The organism is Geomonas limicola (assembly GCF_014193675.1).
In the GTDB taxonomy this organism is placed as follows: Bacteria; Desulfobacterota; Desulfuromonadia; order Geobacterales; family Geobacteraceae; genus Geomonas; species Geomonas limicola.
Genome location: NZ_BLXZ01000001.1, coordinates 536361 through 555987, shown reverse-complemented (window position 1 = coordinate 555987; position 19627 = coordinate 536361). Strand labels below are relative to the sequence as shown.

The 19627-nt window shown below is 61.6% G+C and carries 17 protein-coding genes; 5 read left to right on the top strand and 12 right to left on the bottom strand.

What is annotated here, in order from left to right; translation table 11 throughout:
• The first annotated feature begins 204 nt into the window (after positions 1 to 204).
• The 4 genes from H7688_RS02290 to H7688_RS02275 all read left to right on the top strand — a co-directional run bounded on the left by H7688_RS02290 (position 205) and on the right by H7688_RS02275 (position 3768).
• Positions 205 to 1656, top strand: a complete 1452-nt coding sequence (locus H7688_RS02290; RefSeq protein ID WP_183359403.1) for a PAS domain-containing sensor histidine kinase — start codon at positions 205 to 207, stop codon at positions 1654 to 1656.
• Positions 1657 to 2295 (top strand): response regulator, encoded by a 639-nt coding sequence (locus tag H7688_RS02285; protein WP_183359402.1) that lies wholly within the window; start codon positions 1657 to 1659, stop codon positions 2293 to 2295.
• A gap of 168 nt (positions 2296 to 2463) precedes the next feature.
• Positions 2464 to 3102 carry a response regulator gene (locus H7688_RS02280; protein ID WP_183359401.1) on the top strand — a complete coding sequence of 213 codons (639 nt, stop codon included), beginning with the start codon at positions 2464 to 2466 and terminating at the stop codon, positions 3100 to 3102.
• 210 nt (positions 3103 to 3312) lie between these two features.
• Complete coding sequence (locus H7688_RS02275) at positions 3313 to 3768, top strand: universal stress protein (RefSeq protein WP_183359400.1); 456 nt, start codon at positions 3313 to 3315, stop codon at positions 3766 to 3768.
• On the opposite strand, the gene H7688_RS02270 is transcribed toward H7688_RS02275, so the two are convergent.
• The 12 genes from H7688_RS02270 to H7688_RS02215 form a co-directional block, all read right to left on the bottom strand.
• Positions 3758 to 4555 (bottom strand): sugar phosphate isomerase/epimerase family protein, encoded by a 798-nt coding sequence (locus H7688_RS02270; RefSeq protein WP_183359399.1) that lies wholly within the window; start codon positions 4553 to 4555, stop codon positions 3758 to 3760. The two genes, H7688_RS02275 and H7688_RS02270, sit on opposite strands and share 11 nt — an antisense overlap.
• A gap of 12 nt (positions 4556 to 4567) precedes the next feature.
• Entirely contained in the window at positions 4568 to 5836 is a 1269-nt protein-coding gene (locus H7688_RS02265) for a putative nucleotidyltransferase substrate binding domain-containing protein (protein ID WP_183359398.1), read from the bottom strand.
• Positions 5837 to 6060: 224 nt separating this feature from the next.
• Positions 6061 to 7581 (bottom strand): VC_2705 family sodium/solute symporter, encoded by a 1521-nt coding sequence (locus H7688_RS02260; protein WP_183359397.1) that lies wholly within the window; start codon positions 7579 to 7581, stop codon positions 6061 to 6063.
• A complete protein-coding gene (locus H7688_RS02255; protein WP_183359396.1) occupies positions 7574 to 7897 on the bottom strand; it encodes a DUF4212 domain-containing protein in 324 nt (107 codons plus the stop codon). Before H7688_RS02255 ends, H7688_RS02260 begins: the two co-directional genes overlap by 8 nt.
• A 111-nt stretch (positions 7898 to 8008) precedes the next feature.
• Positions 8009 to 9202, bottom strand: a complete 1194-nt coding sequence (locus H7688_RS02250; RefSeq protein ID WP_246329681.1) for a putative nucleotidyltransferase substrate binding domain-containing protein — start codon at positions 9200 to 9202, stop codon at positions 8009 to 8011.
• A 90-nt stretch (positions 9203 to 9292) separates the two neighbouring features.
• Positions 9293 to 11281: a solute symporter family protein gene (locus H7688_RS02245; protein WP_183359729.1), complete on the bottom strand. Its 1989-nt coding sequence runs from the start codon at positions 11279 to 11281 to the stop codon at positions 9293 to 9295.
• A 24-nt stretch (positions 11282 to 11305) separates the two neighbouring features.
• Positions 11306 to 11617, bottom strand: a complete 312-nt coding sequence (locus tag H7688_RS02240; RefSeq protein ID WP_183352926.1) for a DUF485 domain-containing protein — start codon at positions 11615 to 11617, stop codon at positions 11306 to 11308.
• Positions 11618 to 12563: 946 nt separating this feature from the next.
• Positions 12564 to 13613 (bottom strand): hypothetical protein, encoded by a 1050-nt coding sequence (locus tag H7688_RS02235; protein ID WP_183359394.1) that lies wholly within the window; start codon positions 13611 to 13613, stop codon positions 12564 to 12566.
• A gap of 75 nt (positions 13614 to 13688) precedes the next feature.
• The gene (locus H7688_RS02230; RefSeq protein WP_183359393.1) at positions 13689 to 13940 is read right to left on the bottom strand and encodes a hypothetical protein; all 252 of its coding nucleotides are present in this window, start codon (positions 13938 to 13940) and stop codon (positions 13689 to 13691) included.
• A 94-nt stretch (positions 13941 to 14034) separates the two neighbouring features.
• Positions 14035 to 14232 (bottom strand): hypothetical protein, encoded by a 198-nt coding sequence (locus tag H7688_RS02225; RefSeq protein ID WP_183359392.1) that lies wholly within the window; start codon positions 14230 to 14232, stop codon positions 14035 to 14037.
• A 433-nt stretch (positions 14233 to 14665) separates the two neighbouring features.
• Positions 14666 to 16060, bottom strand: a complete 1395-nt coding sequence (locus tag H7688_RS02220) for a sigma-54-dependent transcriptional regulator (RefSeq protein ID WP_183359391.1) — start codon at positions 16058 to 16060, stop codon at positions 14666 to 14668.
• A gap of 175 nt (positions 16061 to 16235) precedes the next feature.
• Entirely contained in the window at positions 16236 to 18200 is a 1965-nt protein-coding gene (locus H7688_RS02215) for a cache domain-containing protein (protein WP_183359390.1), read from the bottom strand.
• A 365-nt stretch (positions 18201 to 18565) separates the two neighbouring features.
• Between H7688_RS02215 and H7688_RS02210 the strand changes: the two genes are divergently transcribed.
• Positions 18566 to 19450 carry a DUF2156 domain-containing protein gene (locus H7688_RS02210; RefSeq protein WP_183359389.1) on the top strand — a complete coding sequence of 295 codons (885 nt, stop codon included), beginning with the start codon at positions 18566 to 18568 and terminating at the stop codon, positions 19448 to 19450.
• The last annotated feature ends 177 nt before the right edge of the window (positions 19451 to 19627 follow it).

Here is a 19627-nt window from a genome sequence, read left to right as displayed (position 1 = left end):
GTGCGTCTCAGGAATACCCCGGAGTGGTCTCGGGGGCTGAAGTGCTAATGGTTCTAATAGGATGACGGTATTTGTAAGAAATATGCAGGTTGTATACCACTAAACTTTGTGCTACTTTGAAGAGACACATGAGAGCGTGGGGGAGTACTGAGAACCTGTTTCTGTGGCCACCCCCTGTTCTTTTGTCATCAGTCGAGGTACCCCATGAAGTGTTCAAACGACGAGGATCGTTACCGCCTGGTTGTCGAGGATCTCACCGAGGTCATCAGCCGCTTCAACGCTGACGGCACCTACAGCTTCGTCAACGAGGTTTACTGCCGCTTCTTCGGAAAGTCGAGCGAGGAACTTCTGGGGAGCAGGTGGCAGCCGGTAGCCTACGCCGAAGATATCCCGATGATCGAGGCGAAGCTTGCCACCCTGTCCCCGGACCACCCGGTGGTCGTGGTGGAAAACCGCGTCTACTCCGGAACCGGAGCCGTACACTGGTTTCAGTTCGTGAACCGCGGTTTCTTCGACAAAAAGGGACACCTGATCGAGGTGCAGGCGGTGGGACGCGACATCTCGGCGCTGAAACAGGCCGAGGCTGCCTTGCGCAGCAGCGAGGAGCGGCTCAACATCGCTTTGAATGCCACCCAGATGGGAGTGTGGGAGTGGGACGTGCAGACCAACGCGGTGTATTGGTCGCCCCAGTGCCTCGCCATGCACGGTTCCGCGAACTTCGACGGTACGGTGAACAGTTTCACGAGGATGGTGCACCCGGATGATCTCCCCCGGGTGTTGGCCGCCATCGACCGAGCCTTTGCCGACCATGCCGACTTTGTGGCCGAATACCGGATGATCCGCCCGGACGGACTGGTGCGCTGGGTAAGCGACAGCGGCCGGCCCAGCTACGACGCAAGCGGCAAGTCGTTGCGGTTGATCGGGACGGTACGCGACATCACTGATCAAAAGAAAACCCAGGAAGACCTGAAACGACTCCACGAGAAGATGAGCGACCTGAACGCGCACCTGGAAACGGTTCGGGAGCAGGAACGGCTGGCCATCTCCCGCGAAATCCACGACGAGGTGGGACAGTCCCTCACGGCGCTCAAGCTCGATCTCTCCTGGATCCAAAACCGCGTGGCCAAGCCGCACCCGGAATTGAAAGAACGCCTCACCGAGATGCGCAAGGGGCTCGACTACCTGATTGCCAAGGCACAGCACATCACCGCCGAATTGCGCCCCCCCCTGTTGGACAACCTGGGTCTGGTTGCCGCGATCGAATGGCAGGTGCGCCAGTTCCGCAAGCGCAGCGGCCTCGAGTGCCGCTACCTGCCGCCCGAGGGGGCGCACCCCCTGGATGAGAAGACCGCTACGGCCGTGATGCGTATCTTCCAGGAGGCGATGACCAACATCCTGCGTCACGCCCACGCAACCCTCGTGGAGGTATCGCTCTACTTCGGAGAGGGGTACCTCGAGCTGGAGATTGCCGACAACGGTTCGGGGATCTCTCCCGAGGAGATCGGTTCCACCACGGCCTACGGCGTCATGGGGATGCAGGAGCGTGCCAGGCTGTGTCAAGGGGAGCTGGAGATTACCGGTCGCCCCGGTAAAGGTACTACCGTTACCCTGACGGTCCCGATTGACTCGGTCCTGGTGGCCGAGAATGGAGGTTAGGTGAAACAGATTCTCATCGTGGAAGATCATGCCATCGTGCGCCTGGGGATTATCCGGCTCTTGCAGGACCTGTTGCCGAAGCCGGTGGCCATAGAGGAAGCCGCCAGCGGCGCCGAGGCCCTGGAGCGGATCGCCGCCCACCCCTTCGATATGGTGCTCCTGGATCTTTCCCTTCCCGGGCGCAACGGGCTCGACCTTTTGAAACAGCTGCACCGCCTGAACCCCAAGCTTCCGGTCCTGGTGCTCAGCATGTACCCCGAGGAACACTACGCGGTGCGTGCCCTGCGTGGCGGTGCCGCGGGGTACCTCAACAAGGGTAGTGCTGCCGAGGAACTTCAGGCCGCGGCCGAGAAGGTGCTCTCCGGTGGCCGCTACATCACCCCGAGCCAGGCGGACCTCTTGGCCGAGGCCCTGGTGGAGGAACCCCAGGGGGCACCGTTGCACCGGCAGCTCTCCGACCGCGAGTGCCAGTTCGTCTCACTCCTGGCGGCGGGGCGTACCACCAACGAGATCGCCAACGAACTCTCCCTCAGTGTCAAGACCATCAGTACGGTACGCAGCCGGGTGCTGGAGAAACTGCGGCTGCGCAGCAACGCGGAGTTGATCGGGTACTGGATCACTCAACATCCCGAAGAGTAGGTCTTTTCCTTACGCGACGCTTCGCGCAATCCACTCCCAAATACAGCTGAGCTCTGATTCACTTTTGCGTTCAGGGGTGCTATTGATGGAAAGTCACCAAGGACCGACCCGCCGCACACATTGCCCGGACTCGGCCGTACTCGAGCTTACCAAGAGAGGATAGAGCCTATGCATACTATTTTAATAGTCGACGACCACGCGATTCTGCGCAAAGGGGTGATCCGGAGCCTCGAGGATACCCGCCTGGGTATCAGCTGCGACGAAGCGTCCAACGGCGAGGAAGCGCTCAAAAAGGTGGCGTCCCGCAAGTACGACATGGTGCTTTTGGACATCTCGCTTCCCGGGCGCAGCGGCCTGGACGTCCTGAAACAGCTGAACCGCGAACAGCCCGCCCTGCCGGTGGTGATGCTCAGCATGTACCCCGAAGAGGACTATGCGATCCGGGCCCTGAGCCTGGGCGCCTGCGGGTACCTTACCAAGGAAAGCGCCAGTGATGAGATCGAGGCCGCTGTGCAGAAAGTGCTGTCCGGCGGGCGCTACATCAGCCCCTCGCTTGCCGAGACGGTGGCGGTGCACCTGGGTTCCGGCCTCGACAAGGGGGCTCTCCCCCACGACGCGCTTTCCAGTCGCGAGGCGCAGTTCCTGCGCATGATCGGGTCCGGCAAGACCCCGTCGCAGATTGCCGACGAGCTCTCGCTCAGCATCAAGACCGTGAGCACCTACCGCTCGCGGGTGCTTACCAAGCTGAAGCTCTCCAACAACGCGGAGCTCATCAAGTACGCCATCAAGCACGGACTGGCCGACTAGCCCTCAGGGCACCCCCGGGTGCCACCCCACCGACTGGCTGTGCTGCCGAACCTGGCAGCACAGCCGCGTCCTCTCCCGTTCCCCTGCCTCACCCTCTCGTGTCAGCTCACCGAAATACCTGTTTGAAAAATCGAAGGACATGTTTTATAGTGGAGCCGTTTTTTGCCGAGCCAACTCCTGGTGTTGCACCTACCTACGAGGTGACCCCGAATGCTCAATCTGCGCAAGAAGATCCTGGTAGCCGTGGACGGCTCGCCGCTTTCCGACAAGGCCGCCGAGGAGGCGATCCGCTTTGCCGCGGGAATCCCGAGCCAGTTCAAGAGCAAGGTGTACGGGCTCCTGGTACTTCCCAACGCGCCGCGCAGCACCTTCACCGATTTCGTGCCGAACCGCCCGATCACCGAGCAGGAACAGTGGGCCGAGTTGAAGGAGCGGATCTTCTTCGTTATCGAGAAGATCGCCGGCGAGATGGGGGTGCCGCTGGAGATGGCGGTGGTCTACGGCGACCCGGCCCAGGAGCTCCTGCACTTCGCGGAGAAGGAGGAGATCGACGTCATCGTGATCGGCAGCACCGGAAAGGGTTTTCTGAAGCGGAAACTTTTGGGGAGTGTCTCGCACAAGGTGGTGCGCGATGCGAAGTGTTCGGTCTACGTGGTCAGGGGGTAGCGGGACGCTCGGTCTCTGCCCTTAGGTAGGCGAGAATCTCTTTGAGGCTCTCGATGATGATCTGCTCCCCTTTCGGGAACTCGTGGGGGGAGAGTTCGAGGGTCACCGTGTCGTTGTAGTCGGTGTTTCTCAGGTGGTTCAAGAAACGGGTGAGCGGCAGGATGCCGTGACCCGGCAGCAGGTGCTGCCGGCCGTGACCGTAGTCCGAGAAGTGGATGTTGCGGATGCGCCCGGAGTTGTAGAACAGGTAGAAGTCGTTGATGAAGTTGGCCCGCCCCGACCCCATGTGCGTGCAGTCGAAGGTGAGATAGACGTTGTGGGCGTTTAAAAACTCGATCATCTTCCGGGTGTCCGAGAGGATGTAGCCGTTTATCCGGTACTTGCCGGTCCACGGCATGTTCTCCAGGGTAAGCGTGACCCGGTCCCCCCCGATCTCCCTCTGAAAATCCCCGATGCGGTACAACCAGCGCCAGTAGCCCAGCTCGCACCCCAGCCAGGAGGGGGGGTGAAAGTTGACCAGCGGAATGCCGCACTCTCCGGCGAGCTCCACCGAGCGCTTCAGCGAATCACTGGGGTTCCCCCAGCCGTCCAGCGGCATGAAGGGGGCGTGGATGGAGAGGATGGGGTGGACCTCCGCCAGGCGCTGGATGAGCCTGCGGCAGTTTACCTTCTGAAACTCCTGGTTGATCACCAGTTCAACCCCGTCGAACCCCACCTGCGCGGCGATATCGAAGACCTTTTCCAGCGGGAAGATGAACAGCGTACCGGCAGAGATGGAAATGCGCATGGCGGATTCCCCCTACACCGGTCCGATGAGGAACTGGTAGCCCAGTTTCTGCAGGCCGAGCACGGCCTCAAGGGCGGCGCGAAAGCGCGTCTCGGTCTCGTCGCTGAACTCCTCGGGGTTCAGGAACAGGCCGTTGCGCGCTCCCCGGATCTCCAGGAGCACCTTGAGCTGCATGATGCACTGGTAGCCGTTCAAAAGTCGTCCGGCCAGGTCCACGTCGAGGATGCCCCGCTCCAGGAGAAAGGTGAGGCGCGCCACGCTTCCGGTCCGGGTCGACCCCGCGGCCAGGGCAAGGATGCGCAGGGTCCCCTGCACGGGATCCAGGGCGTAGCGCTTGAGGTCGAGCAGGGCGCGCCGCTCGCCGCTGCGCTCCAGGCGCCAGCGGCCGAAACGCCCGACTCCCAGCGGTTGCGAGATGCCGCGACGTGCGTACTGCAGGAACCACTCGCTGTCGCGCTCGGCGGCCAGCGCCGCTGCCGCCGCCTCGAGGGTCGGGGAGGCCAGCTGCTCACTCCCCCACAGGTACCCCAGGTCGGCCAGGCCGATCAGCCAGTCGCGCTCGGCGCGTACCGGGGCTGTGCTCTTGTTGGGGGCGGCAAACGGGGGGAGGGCGGCGAGAAACTCTTCCTGTGGTGGGGGTACGCTGGGCGCGGGCACCAACTCGAACTGGGCCTGCCACTCCCTGAGCGAGCCGTGCCAGAGGGGGCGCTCAGGGTCGACCAGGCCGAGCTCCTGGAAAAGCCCCTCGAGCTGGTCGCGGAACTGGTTCAGGCGCGGGGCGCCGTCGTGCAGCAGGTAGTAGCGGTTACGGGAGAAAAGGGTGCTCTCCCCCCGGCCCCGGTCGCCGGCCACCAGGAGGGCGCAGGGGGGCGCGCCGGCACGACCCGAGGCGCTCAGGCGCTCCTGGACCAGGGTGACGGCCCGGGACACCAGAAGGTCGTGCAGGGTGTTGCAAAGCCCGCAGAGGGCGAGCACCGAACGGCGCCTCTTGAAGTGCCGGGTGATCGCGTCGCGGAACCGTCCCGCGGCCAGCAGCAGGTCGGCCGCGGTGGCCGCGGCCTCGAGATCCCGCTCCAGGGCCGCCCGCGCGGTTTCCAGGCGCTTGTCGAAGGCGAGCTCCTGGTCCAGGGCGGCGATGAACTGCTCGAGCAACGACTCGGCCGAGTGCACCGGGCTTTGCTCCCAGTGTCGGGTCAGGGCGTCCTTAAGCCCCGCCAGCAGTTCCGTGCTGGCCCGCCACGATAGTACGTCGCTCCCTTTGCTCCCCAGCAGCATCGGCATAACAAACACTCCAAAAACGAGGTCAAGGTTGCAGCAACCCCGGAAGCGGCTGGGCAACCTCAAGGTTCTTCAAGGGAACCGTTCGACTCTTCCCCTTGCTCGAAAGGCCTCCGCCAACTTCCCCCAGCGACAGGCTCGTGGTGACCTGGCCGGTCTGGTCAAACCATCCTGCGGCGCCTCCTTTGCGGCAGCGCCACCCACCGTTTCATAGTCCGATGTGCCCCCTAATCCAGATGCCCATGCACCTCGCTCGCCAGGAACCGCTGCATCTCATCGGGAGGGGGCGGCGTGGCGAGGCTTACCGCGATCATCACCAGGATCACCAGGGGAGCTCCGCAGAGTGCCGAGGAGGTGAGGGGGAAGAGGGCGGCCACCTGGGGTGACAGCGAGCCGAAAAGCGGTTGCGCAAAGGTGCACACCACACCAACCAGCATCCCTGCCACCGCGCCGTCGTCGTTGGCGCGTCCCCACCAGATCCCCAAGAGCAGGAGCGGGAAGATGGTGTTGCCGGCCAGGGCGAAGGCGACCGCGGTGATCTCGGCGATGAGCCCGGGCGGGTTGAGCGCCAAGAGAAGTACCAGCCCCCCCAGGGCAAGGGTCGCCCCCTTGGCGACTTTCATGCGGGAGAGTTCGCTCGCCTGGGGGTGGAAGACCCGGTAGTAGAGGTCGAAGGAAACCGAAGCGGCCCCGTTCATCAGGAGCCCTGCCACGGTGAAGAAGGCCGCAGAAAGGGCACCGGCCGCCAGGACCCCGGCAAGCCAGCCCGGAACCCCGGCCAGGACCGCAGTCTTCAGCACCACGATGTCCGCCATGGTGCGTGCAGCCGCCGGCGGCAGCACGTGCCCCATGCGCGCCTCGATGAGCTTGCCGAAGACCGCGTAGGCCGGCGCGGACCAGTAGACGAGCGCAATGAAGAAGAGTCCCCAGACCACGCTCCAGCGGGCATCGCGCAGGTTGGGTACCGTGTAGAAGCGCGACAGCACGTGGGGGAGCCCGGCGGTCCCCACCATGAGGGTAAAGCAGAGGGCGCACCACTCGTAGACGCTCCCCGTGCCGAAGGGGGCTGCGAAGTCAACCTGGAACTGGCGCGACAGGTCGGACACCGCCTCGCCGTAGCCGAACTGGGGCAACAGCCAGAAGTAACCCAAACGGTGGGCCAGCCACATGAGCGGCACGATGAAGGAGGTGATGATCACGAAGTAGAGGAGCTGCTGGTTGCGCGGTACCCCGAGTGCCCCGGAGAGCACCAGGTAGGAGATCACCGCGAGCCCCCCGTAGATCACCCCGTGCCGGTAGTCGATTCCGAAGAGAAACGAGAAGATCATCCCGATCCCCTTGAACTGGGCGACGCAGTAGATGACCGAGATGGCGATGCAGATGACCGCGGTGAGAAAGCGTGCTGCAGGCGATCCGTAGCGCTCCCCCACAAAGTCAGGCGCCGTGAACTTGCCGAAGCGCCGGATCTGGCTGGCCAGAAGCACTAGTAAGAGGACGTAGCCGCCGGTCCACCCCGCCACGTAGGCGAGGGCCTGGTAGCCGTTGAGATAGATGAGCCCGGCGAGTCCCATGAGGCTTGCCGCGCTCATCCAGTTGCTGGCGATGGCAGCTCCCCCTCCGATGCGCCCCGTGTAGCGCCCCCCGAAGCCGTACTCCATGCTCTCGCGCGCCTTCTGCTTGAGCCCCACCAGGATGAAGGAGACCAGGACCAGGATGACGATGCCGATGGTCCACTGGGAATCAGTCATAGGTACGGTCCCTCTTGCGGCTGTGGTAGGCGGTGATCCGGTCGATGTAGACGTTGAACACCAGGCAGAGGATGATGAACCAAAGCGGCAGGAACTGTCCGGTGAACCAGAAATGCAGGGGGAGGCCGAACAGGGTAAGGCCGGTCAGCAGATCGCCGATCCCCCTGCCGCGGCTGAAGGCCAGGAGGACCTGGAACCCGAAGGTGAGTGTCGCCCAGCCGATGAGGACGATGAGGATGATGAGAACCTCATCCTTCATGTGTCCCTCTTTGGGGCGGAACAGGTTGACGTGGTAGCGCGGGTCCTGGCGGCTCATGATCTCCCTCCTGTCGGTGTCCTGCCTACGGTGCGGGCAGCATAGCACAGGCGCCGGCGCGGGTGAAGGCGAAAAAGGGGGCGTAAGCCCGGTGCGGGCCCCGCTCCCTCATTACATGATCGAGAAATTGGTGTGGATGATCTTCTGCAGCTCCTCGATGAGCAACAGCGCCTGGCGCACCCGCTCGCGCTCGTCCTTGTCCAGGGCGTAGGGGTTCAGGTGGTAGGCGTCGCTTTGAATCCCCTTGATGACCTTCACCTGCAACAGGATGCGGTGCTTGGTGAGGATCCGGTAGGCCTCGATGAGCCCCTTTGCCGTCGTCGCCGAGAGGCTCTTCTCCCGCTGGAGGTGCTCGATGCGCTGGACCGTGGAGGTGGCCGGGATCCCCTGGTTGATCGCCAGGATGCGCACGTTCATGACCAGGGGGGCCCAGGCCAGGAGTTTCAGGTTGAATTCACCCTTGTGTTCGCCGCTCCCCTCGGTCCAGATCCGCTTCAGGAAACCAAGGGCGAGCCGCATCTCGGTGGCCGCCTTGGCCATTCCCCACAGCGCGATGAAATAGTCCTGGCCCAAGGAGCGGATCCTGCTCACCAGTTCGTCGGCGAGGGGGCGGTCACCCGCCACGTAGCGCGCATCGGAGATGACGATCAGGTCCATGAGGTTTTTCCCCATGTCCTCGCACTCGTAGCGCACGATGGAGAGCAGGCGGCGCTGCCACTGGGAGAGCGAACCCCGCCAGTCGTCGTTGGATGGCATGATGCCGCCGGTGCACTTCTTGAAGCCGATCTCGGCCAGCCGCTCGACGAGGATCAGGGCGTAGTCCCGAAACCAGGCCTCGGCTTCCTCGGTGCCGCCGTCGCCGTAGACGATCAGGTAATCCTGGTCGGTAATGAGGGTCTGCTCTTCGCGGCCGTCGCTTCCCATGCTGACCAGTGCGAAGGGGAGGGGCGCGGCCGTGGGCATCTCCTTGAGCACCAGTTCCTGGGCCCGGCGCGCCAAAAGGTCACGGTAGTGGGTGCAGTTGTCGTGCAGCGCAGGGACCGAGAGAAAACGCAGGAAGCGCTCCATCTCCAGGTGGTTCAGCTCCTCGTGCAGGGCGAGCAGCTCGGGATAGCTGGTCGTGACCGGAATCGCGCCCAGGAGTTCGGCTTCTCTTTTGGTAAACCCGCGCAGTTGGGCTAGTTCCTGCTCGGCGCTGGCGCGTATCCCCTCGAGGAGCGGGGTAATCTCGTTGAGCTCCAGAAGGGGCAAAAAGGCGTGCACCCGGTCCATGAGATCCTGCACCAGGTCTTTCTCGGTAAGCATCGGGGGAGGGGAAAGCGGGGGCATGACTGCTCCAATAAAAAAATGGGGAAGGTTTCCCTTCCCCATGATAGCAGATCGAACGAGCTTTTATTAGTGCTCTACGGCCTTGGCCATGCCCAGTCCGGTGTTCTGACGGACGTACACCTCGTCGAACATCTCCTCGGAGCGGCGGCTCGGGAAGGCGAGCGCGCCAAGGATGGCGGCCATGAAGCCCAGCGGGATCGACACGATACCCGGGTTCTTCAGGGTAAAGAGCGGCTTGTCCAGGCCGACGACGGAGGAGCCGTCCTGCTTCTCGTCCTTGCGGGCCTTCTCGAGGGCCTTCAGGTCCTTCTCGGGGAGGACTGCACCCGGAGCGAGGGAGGCCATCTTCTTCTCCATGGCCACGACCACCTTGTGGGCCTTGGCAGCTTCCATTTTCGGGTAGGTCATGTTGGGGGATACCATCACCAGGGCGATGGAAGCGACAGTGCCGACCACCAGGCCGGAGATGACGCCGGCGGTGTTGAACTTACGCCAGAACAGCGAGAGCACGACGACCGGGAGGTTGCCCGAGGCGGCCACGGCGAAGGCCAGTGCCACCAGGTGTGCGACGTTCTGTTTCTCGGCGGCGATACCGATCAGGATGCCGCAGGCGCCAACCACGAAGGAGGTGACGCGGGCTGCGAAGACCTGCTCGTGCTGGTCGGCGTGGCCGTCCTTGATCACGTTCACGTAGATGTCGTGGGCGATGGCCGCGGAGGCCGCCAGCACCAGGCCGGAGACCACGGCGAGGATGGTGGCGAAGGCGACGGCGCACAGGAAGGCAAGGAACAGGTCGCCCAGGATCGGTGCGATCTCGGCGCCCATCTGCTGAGCCAGCATCAGGGTAGCCATGTTGCCGCCCGGGTCCACTGAGATGATCCCCTGCGGGGTCAGGTTGATGGCGGCGCCGAAGCCCAGGAGGGTGGTCAGCACGTAGAAGCCGCCGATGATGAACATGGCGATGATGACGGATTTACGGGCCGCCTGCGCGGTCGGTACGGTGAAGAAGCGCATCAGGATGTGCGGCATGCCTGCGGTGCCAAGCACGAGGGCCATACCCAGGGAGATCTGGTCCAGCGGGTTCTTCAGGTAGAGGCCCGGCTCCAGGAAGCGCTGGCCTGCGTCCATGCCGGCGAGGATGACGCCGTCTTTGAGGACCATCTTGGAGACGTGGTCCTGGATATCCGGGTTGGCGACGATCTGGTCGAAGAAGCCGATCGGGTTGAAGCCGGCCTTCATCATGACCAGGAAGGAGAGCAGGAAGGCGCCAGACATAAGGAGGCCTGCCTTGATGATCTGTACCCAGGTGGTGGCGACCATGCCGCCGAACACGACGTAGCCGACCATGAGGATGCCCACGCCGATGATGGCGGTTTTGTAGGGGATGCCGACCAGCAGGGCCATCAGTTTACCGGCACCGACCATCTGGGCGGTGAGGTAGAAGGTGGAGACCGAAACGGTGGAAATGGCGGCGAAGGCGCGCACCGGCTTGGGCGAGGTCCTGAAGGAGAGGATGTCCCCCAGGGTGTACTTGCCGGCGTTACGGCAGGGCTCCGCCACGATCAAGAGTACCGTGATGTAGGCTACCAGCCAGCCGACCGAGTACATGAACCCGTCGTAGCCGTAGAGCGAGATCAGGCCGGAAATACCCAGGAAGGACGCAGCCGACATGTAGTCGCCGGCGATGGCCCAGCCGTTCTGGGTGCCGGTGATGCCACCACCTGCGGCGTAGAAGTCGGCAGCGGACTTGGTCTGCTTGGCAGCCCAGACCACGACTCCCATGGTGATAGCGATGATGATCGCGAACATCGAGATGGTGATGGTGCGGTCAGCCTTGAGTTCCTTTTTCTTGGGAGCGGCGGGAGTCGCGGCTGCGGGGCCTGCGGGCTGTGCCGTCTCGACCTTCATGACGGGGGCGCTCGGGGTAGACGTTGCGGCCGGTGCGCTCGCGGCCGGTGCGCCACCCGGGGCGCCGGCGGGTGCCTTGCTCTCTTCGGCAAAGGCGACGGCGGCGACGGAGAGTGCCAACGATGCGGCGATGATGATCTTCTTCATGGTCATGTCCTATCCTCCTTTACGTTAGAGATGTAACTCGTCGATCAGTTCCCTGGTCAGGCGGTCAAAGTCCTTGTTGGCTACGTGTGCATAGTAAAGAGCCAAACCCCAGGAGACGAAAAACTGGGATAGGGCGAACAGGTAGCCGAAGTTGACGGCGCCGATGATCTTCACCTTGAAGATCCCGGGCGTGTAGGCCGCTCCGATAGGGAGGAGGAAGTAGTAGACGCACGAAAAGATCCACCAGCCGAAAAGGAAGGCGGTTTTCTTATGGTGCAGTTCTACAAATTTGGGGTTCTTGGCGATTGCCGACCAATCGTACTTTTTCTCTGCCATGGTTTGTCACTCCTTTCTTGGTAAAGATGCCCGGTTGTCTGAGCGGCGTCCCGCCCACGTGGTTCAGTTCTCGATAGATCCCCCTTTCGTCATTTTGTTTTTTGGTAAACACTGCGCTTTCAATACGTCTTAAAAAATGTCAAGCTGTTTTGATAAAGACGCCAGCAATAAAACAGATGTGAAAACAGGGTGTTGTGCTTGTGTTCGGGGCCTTGAAACCGTCCGGGAAGTCTCGTTTTGGCTCGTTTCTGGGGCCTCGGATGGTTTTCTTTTACCACAAGATTTCGTAAACCACAACAAAAAATAAACACCGTTTTAAACAAACGTCATACATTTTGTAGAAAACCGGCGGTATCTGGTCTGGCATAATAACCTGAAAACACGGATTATATTCGACTTTTTGCCGGAAAAATATTTTTATCTCCCCTCGTGAAGGGCGGCCGTAGGCCCCGTGGCGCCAAAGGGGGTGAAAATGCCCTACACGTATACAAAACAGTGTCGCATTAATTTCCGCGTTTGGTTCTCATAAGGATCGGAGCGCGTTACAGCTAATGATAACCGGTTCCTGCCAAAAGTAAATTTATCACCAAAAATAATCAGAACTTGGCAGTGGACCAGGGGGTAGGCCGGGGTGAAACTGACGGTTTTGCACCGCAAAACGCGGGGTAGGCGCGTGGACGTGACGGGTACGGTCAGGGCGGCACGGGGGGCGGCGGTTCGGGCTGGTGAGGCGATTTCTTACGTTTTGGCAGGCTTTGCAGGAAAGGTTTAGGCAGGAAACTTTGCGACACTGTTTTAGTTTGGGCTGCTGGCTATAGGTCGCAGCGAGGGCAATTCGTAGAACTTCGGTTTATCCTCGGGTGGGAAGGGGCTTGAAAACGAGGCGTTGGGGCGCGCGTGGCAACTGTTTCGAGGGTAGGGCAGGCAGGAATAAAACAGCCAAAACTCAGCTCCTGGTTCCGCTCAGGGGGCGTACCGGGCCGTTGCGCCGGATTGCCGCGGCAAACTCCATCCAGAAGATGAGGTAAATGGAAAGCATGAGCGACAGTCCGATGTTGGCGTTTTCCGGGCCGTGCGTCGCCGCCAGGATAGGTGAGGCAAAACCGGCGCCCAGGGTACCGGTGGCGCGTTCCAGGAGGTAGAAGACCGGGAGGGTACAGAGGGTGCCGGTCAGCGCGATGGCGATGCCGCGGCCCCTCTTGACCCAGTACTTGGGCGAGAAGCCGAACATCCGCATGAAGATGACCGTGGCCATGAGCCACAGTGCGTAGTCCAGTGCGGCATCCGGCAGGGCCAGGCGGCTCTGTACGAAGACTACCTCGAGCATGGTCGCGCCGAACAGGAGCACGAACATCCAGTTGAACTTCTCGTTTGCCTGGGGCTGCCAGTTGCGGCTGTCGGGGGCACGCGTCTCGCGGGCACTGTGGTTGGTGGTCCCGAGGGCGGAGAAGAGAATGGCGAACCAGATCCCGGCGCTGTGAAACAAGAGCGAGGCCTGAGTGCCGGACACGTTGGCGATGCGCGAAAGGGGATCGCGCGAGAAGTCGGCGGCAACCCGCATCAGGAACAGGTTAACCACGATGGAGCAGGTGATGATGACGGTGGTGGTGAAGATGCGGCGCGGCAGCAGGTAGGGATCCACCCGGTCCGGAAAACCGAGGATGCAGGCGAACCAGATCAGGTACATGATGAGCGGGATGCCGAGCGAGATGCCGTAGACGGTATTACCCGCGAAGTCGCCGTTTTGCGCGTAGATCAGGTACTTGGTGGGAGAGGCAGGGTTACTGTTTGCGGCATGTACCACGTCTTTGGGGACTTTCACGACGCAGGGGAGGAGCCCCATGGCGTACCAGCCGTGGTCTCCCTGGGTGGTGTCCACGACCCAGTACTGATCTCCCATCATCTCGTCGATCCCCTGGAAGATCCGCAACGAAAAAACGGCGCAGATGGTGACCACAACCAGTAAGAGCATCACGTTCGATAGTTTCATCGGCATGGATCGTTCCTCCTGGTGCGGGCCCTCGGGCGCCGTTTCTACCTCGGTATGTCGCACCCTCAGCGGGGGTGGTGGTTACTCCTTGTGCGTGGTCCAGAACATGGAGACCGCGTTGGCGGCGAAGAGGCCGTAGATCCACATGGTGTTCCAGGCCGGGCCGGACCAGTGGCTGCCGCGGCCGCCGGCGGCTATGCCGGAGGCGACCACGACCCCGATGAGGGCCGTCAGGGCCACCATGGCTACCGCGCGCAGGATGGCGCTGTTGCGCCAGGTGTGTCGCTCCAGCTCCTCGATGCGGGCCAGAAGTTCCAGTTCTTTTTCGCTCATCGCCGTTCTCCCCGGGCTCAGGATAACAAGGGCAAGAGGTGGGAAGCCGGGCTGGTGCGGCCGTCGCCGCAACCAGCCGCCCCACGCCGTGTCGTTAGACCGCGCAGAGCCCGGATTCCATCGCTGCAATCGGGAATCGGTCGGAGAGTTCCCGGTACTTCAGGCATTCATGGTAGCGGCAACTGCAGAAACTGATGATCTGCCGTACGTCGTGGGGCGAGATGTAACCACATCCCACATCGCAGTAATCATCGTTAATGCCGTAGAAAGGGCAGACGGTATCTTTGGGCATAAGACCTCGACCCCTTTGCATCCACTAAAGAAATACCTGACCAAAAAAGGTGACGTGTCTCATTCAGCAACGACCGTACCAAATGATGAGAAAAGTGATGTGTAGCTTAAAATGGCTGCATTTACGGGCGTTTGGCAAGAATCGCCGGAGGTAATGGGTAGGGGGGGATTCATGCGTATTTGCAAATTCGCAAAAGATCCTGTGAAGGATTTCCTAAAGTTCTCTTGCACCTGGAGGGTGAGGCAGTTGGAGGGTGGTGGTCAAAAAGCTTGGTATTTAAATGGCTTGCATTGAGGAGGGGCGCGAATTTACGGCTATTTGCAGATGTGCAAAGAGAGAAACGCACGTTTTTGCAGCATTGCAAAAGGTTGGTATCGAACCCTGGTGGGACAAAAAAAAGCCCGCCGAGTTGGCGGGCCGGGTGGCTGCTGCATTAGCCGGCAGCGTTGTACTCGTCCTTTCGGATGCCGTACTTCTTGATCTTGCGGTAAATGGTTGCCATGTTGGTCCCCGCCTCCTTGGCGGCGGCCTCGATGTTGCCGTTGTGCTTGCGCAAAAGCCCCCGGAGGTAATCAGTCTCGAAGCGGGACAGCGCCTGGTTGTAATCTCCCTCCTCGACGCTAGCCGTTTCTGCTTCGCCTTCCGGTACGGCAACTTCAATGAACTGGGAGAGTACCGGCAAGGTGATGTAGCTACTCCCTTCCATGGCCATGGAGGCCTCGATGACGTTACGCAACTGGCGGATATTTCCGGGCCAGGCGTAGTCCACCGCGGCATCGTGGGCCTGCTGGTCCAGCCCGCGGATCTGAGTGCCGAACTTCTGGTTCTGCAGGGTGATGAAATGCGCTGCCAAAAGCGGGATGTCGTCGCGGCGCTCCCGCAAGGGGGGGAGCTGGATGTTCACCACGTTGAGCCGGTAGTAGAGGTCCTCGCGGAATTCTCCGGCCTTCACCGCCACCTTCAGGTCGGCGTTGGTTGCCGAGAGCACCCGCACATCGACCTGGGTGGGGGTGGGGTCACCGAGGCGGTTGAAGGTCTGCTCCTGGAGAAAGCGCAAGAGGGTCTTTTGTACCGTCATCGGGAGGTTGCCCACCTCGTCGAGAAAGAGGGTCCCGCCGTCGGCGGTCTCCAACAGGCCGCGCCGGTTTTCGGCCGCACCGGTGAAGGCACCCTTGCGGTAGCCGAAGAGCTCGCTTTCCAGAAGCGAAGCGGGGAGGGCGCCGCAGTTGATGGCCACGAACTTCTTGTCCTTGCGCGGCGAGTTGTAGTGGATCGCCTGGGCGATCAGCTCCTTCCCTGTGCCGGATTCCCCGGTGACCAGCACCGAGGTGTCGCGGACCGCGATTTTTTCCACCTTCTCGAGCACGTCCTTGAGCCCCTTCGAGGCGCCGATGATGTTGTCGAAGTGGAACCGGCCCACCAGCTCCTCCCGCAGTTCGCGGTTTTCCTCGATGAGCTTGGTGTGCTGCAGGGCGTTCTTGACCCGGTAGAGGAGTTCCTCGGGCTCGAACGGCTTGGTGAGCATGTCGTAGGCCCCTTTTCTCAGGGCCTGGATCGACATCTCCACGGTAGCGTAGGCGGTGACCATGATGACCGGGATGCCGGGATCCTTCTGCTTGACGCGCTGCAGCAGTTCCAGGCCGTCCATCCCCGGCATCTTGATGTCCGTCACCACCAGGTCCCACTGGCCGGCCTGAAACGACTCGGCCGCCTCGAAGGAGCGGGTGTGCGCGGTTACTGCGTAGCCGTTGTCGGAAAGGACCGCCTCCATCATGCGGCACAGCCCCTCCTCGTTGTCGATCACCATGATCCTTTTTTGTGCAGTCACGCTTTATTACCTCGGCAGGTCGAAAGTAGTACTGCAGGTGGTGCGTTTGAGGTCGTACCGGGGCAGATTACCGCAGCTGCCGGCGCCCTCACCGCCGCCCTCTCCCGGTAGGCGAGGGGAGTTATCTCTCCCGGATTCCTGGATCGGGGGACCCGAACAGTTGGGTCGCCAGGAATCAGTAGGCGTCGCGGTTGATGGGGAGGCGGACCTCGACGGTAGTCCCCTGGCCGACGTTACTCTGGATCGCGATCTTGCCGTGGTGCTGCTCGATGATCTGGCGCGTAATGGCAAGGCCCAGGCCGGTACCCTTCACCTTGGTGGTGAAGAAGGGTTCGAAGATCTTTTCCATGTGCTCGGGCGGGATCCCGCCCCCGTTGTCGCTGAACTTGAGGCTCACGCAGCCGTCCACGCCGAGCGTGGAGGAGACCACCAGCTTGCCGCCTTTCTGCATCGCAGCACCCGCGTTGAGGATCAGGTTGATCGCCACCTGGCGCAGCTGGTCGCCGTCCACCATGATCACCGGGAGCGCAGGGTCGAACTCCTTCTGCACGGAGACGTGGTGCATATCGGTGTGGTTGGCGGCGAAATCGACGATCTGCTCGAGGAGCTGGTTGATGTTGGTCTCTTCGAGTACCGGTTGAGGCGTACGGGCATAACTTAACAGGTCCTGCACGATCTTCTTGCAGCGTTTGCTCTCGCGCTTTATCTCGTGGATGTACTTGTAGTTGGGGTCGTCGGGGCCGATCTTCCCCTCGATATACCCGGCGTAGCCCAGGATGACACCGAGCGGGTTGTTGATCTCGTGCGCCACCCCCGAAGAGAGGACCCCGAGCGAGGCCATCTTCCCCTGCTGTGCCAGGTTCGCCTCGAGCTCCTTGTTGTGCTTGATGATGGCAGTCATCCGGTTGAAGGCCGTGGCCAGTTCGCCGAGTTCGTCGTTGGTGGTCACCTCGATCCGCTCGTCGAGCCGTCCCTGCTTCACCTTGCGGATCACGGTCATCATGCCGGCGATCGGGTCCGTGAAGATCCGCGCCGCCAGGAACACCATGATTATGGCGAGGATGGAGACGAAGATGGTGAGCACCACCATGCTCTCCATGATGCGCCCCTTGATGGCGTTGGCCTCCTGGTAGAACTCGTCCTCATAGGAGCCGACGGCGACGATCCAGTTCCAGGGCTGGAAGTACTCGTAGCGCACGATCTTCATGCGGGGGGCACGGTCGCTGGCGTTTTTCCAGGGGTAGCGGATCCAGCCGCTTTTGGTCTGGCACATCTCCTTGATGAAGTGGTTGCCGTCGGTGTCGGTGGCCTTGAGGAAATTCTTCCCCTCCCCGGTGGGGTGGATCATGAAGTTGCCGGCGGTATCCAGGCAGAAGATGTAGCCGGTTTTTCCAACCTTCTTGCTCTTGATCTTTTCCTTGAGGGCCGCAAAGGAGCGTCTCTCGAAATCGATGTCGTCGTAGGTCTCCTCGAGGTAACCGCCGGCGGCGATGATCCAGTCCCACTCGCGGAAGTAGCGGTAGGCGACCACCTTCTTGCGCAGGACCTTGTCGCCCAGTGCCGTGTTCTTCCACGGGTAGACGATGTAGAGGACCTCGCCCGGCTTGGAGCGCACCGCCTTCTCGCACATCTCCCTGATGAAGTAGCGGCCGCTTTCGTCCTGGCTGTTGAAGACGTTTTTCCCCTCCATGGCGACGTGCACCATGAGGTCGCCCTTGCTGTTCATGGCGTAGATGTAGCCGGTTTTCCCGACGTTCACCTTGACCAGGGCGTTGTGGGATTCGCGCCGCGCGGTGGCGAGATCGATGCGCCCCAGGCGGACCTGGCGCTGTTGCGACTCGAGCACCTTGTAGGAGAGGTCGGTGAGGGTGGCGAGTTCCTGGTTGAAGCTCTTCTCCTTGTCCTGCTTGTAGACCTGGAACTGCTGGTAGTGTGAGTTCAAGAGGTCCAGCGTGAAGCCGGCCATGTGCTCCAGGTCGTCTTTGCTGGTCTGGGTGATGCCGAGATAGGCCTGCTTGGTGGAGATGTAGCCGATGACCCCGCCCACGATGAAGATCGGGATGGTGACCAGTGGCAGCACCAGCACCATCATCTTCCAGCGCAGTTTCAGGTTGTTCACGTAGCTGAAGAGGCTTTGCATCGGGGTCCTTTACCGGCGACGGTTCATGCGGCATGCGAGCTTCGGGAAACGGCTGCCAGAGGTCCGGAGGGCAATCGCCCGGTGGAAAAGGGGGGCTCATGAGATTCAACGCATAGCGTAAACGGGATATTAGCTCAGGGGATGGGTAAAACGCCAGCCCTTTTTCGCAAATCTGCAAAAAAAGCGCGGAGCGTGGCACGCGGGGCTGCGCCACCTTAAATTTCTTTTCTCAGTTGCCGCAAAAACTGGTACTGTCTGACAGGGCAAATCCGGAAGCTGCCGGGACCATTGGCGGTTCGCGCCAGCACCTGTGGGGCGCCGCCCGTTTTGCTTGCCAGAGAACCTGCTCTTGCCGTGGAGTCATCATGGAAATCCCCCGTTATCCCGAGTCCAGGCCCTTGCTCCTGGAGGATAAATCACAGCTTGACCCGCTTTTGTGGGAACTGCAGCCCCGGGTTTCCGAGCTCACCTTCGCGAACCTGTACCTCTTTCGGCTGGTCCACGACTACCGGCTCACCCGGGTCGGCGACTCGGTGGTGGCGCTTGGCTGCGGCTGGGACGGCACCCCCTATTTTCTCCCCCCCTTTTCCGGAGACCGCGGTGCCGCATCCCGCACCCTGATCGGGGCGGGGCGCACCCTCTACGGGGCGGACCAGGGCTTCCTGGAGTGCCACTTCCCGGACTGGGACGCACTCGAGGTGCTCGAGGACCGGGACAACTTCGACTACCTGCACCTGCGCCAGGAGATGGCCGAGCTTTCCGGCAAGAACTACCACAAGAAGAAAAACCGGGTGAACTACTTCGCGGTGCGCCACCGTTATTCGGTGGAGGCCTACGAAGAGAAATATCTGGAGGGGGCGCTTAAGGTTCTCGACGAGTGGCAGCGGATCAGGACCTCGATGGGGCCGAGTTCGCTGGAGCGCGAGGTGGAGGGAGCGGCGGAAGCGCTGAGGCTCTACCGGGAACTGGGGCTCTCCGGGATCGTGGTGCTGGTGGAAGGGGAGGTGAAGGGTTTTGCCCTGGGGGAGCTCTTGAACCGGAATACCGCGGTCTGCCATTTCGAGAAGGCCGACCTCTTCATGGAGGGGTTGTACCAGCTGGTGGACCGGGAATTCTGCCGGCTGCTCTTTATGGATTGCGAGTTCGTGAACCGTGAGCAGGACCTGGGGGAACTCTCCTTGAGGCAGACGAAGCTCTCCTACCACCCGGTGGAGTTAGTGCAGAAGTACCGGGTGAGGCGCAAAGACTAAAAGGCTTTTTTGCCACGGAGTCACCAAGGGTACGGAGAAAAGGCAAGGCCGTGCAGTTTGCTCCGCACCTTGGCAAGAGAGTAAAAAGGAAAAACGAAGGGACAAGAAACGGGAATGACGGTTCGGCCTCGTGCGTTAACGCTTGAGGCCGAACCTTTCATGGGTTTCAGGGGGGGC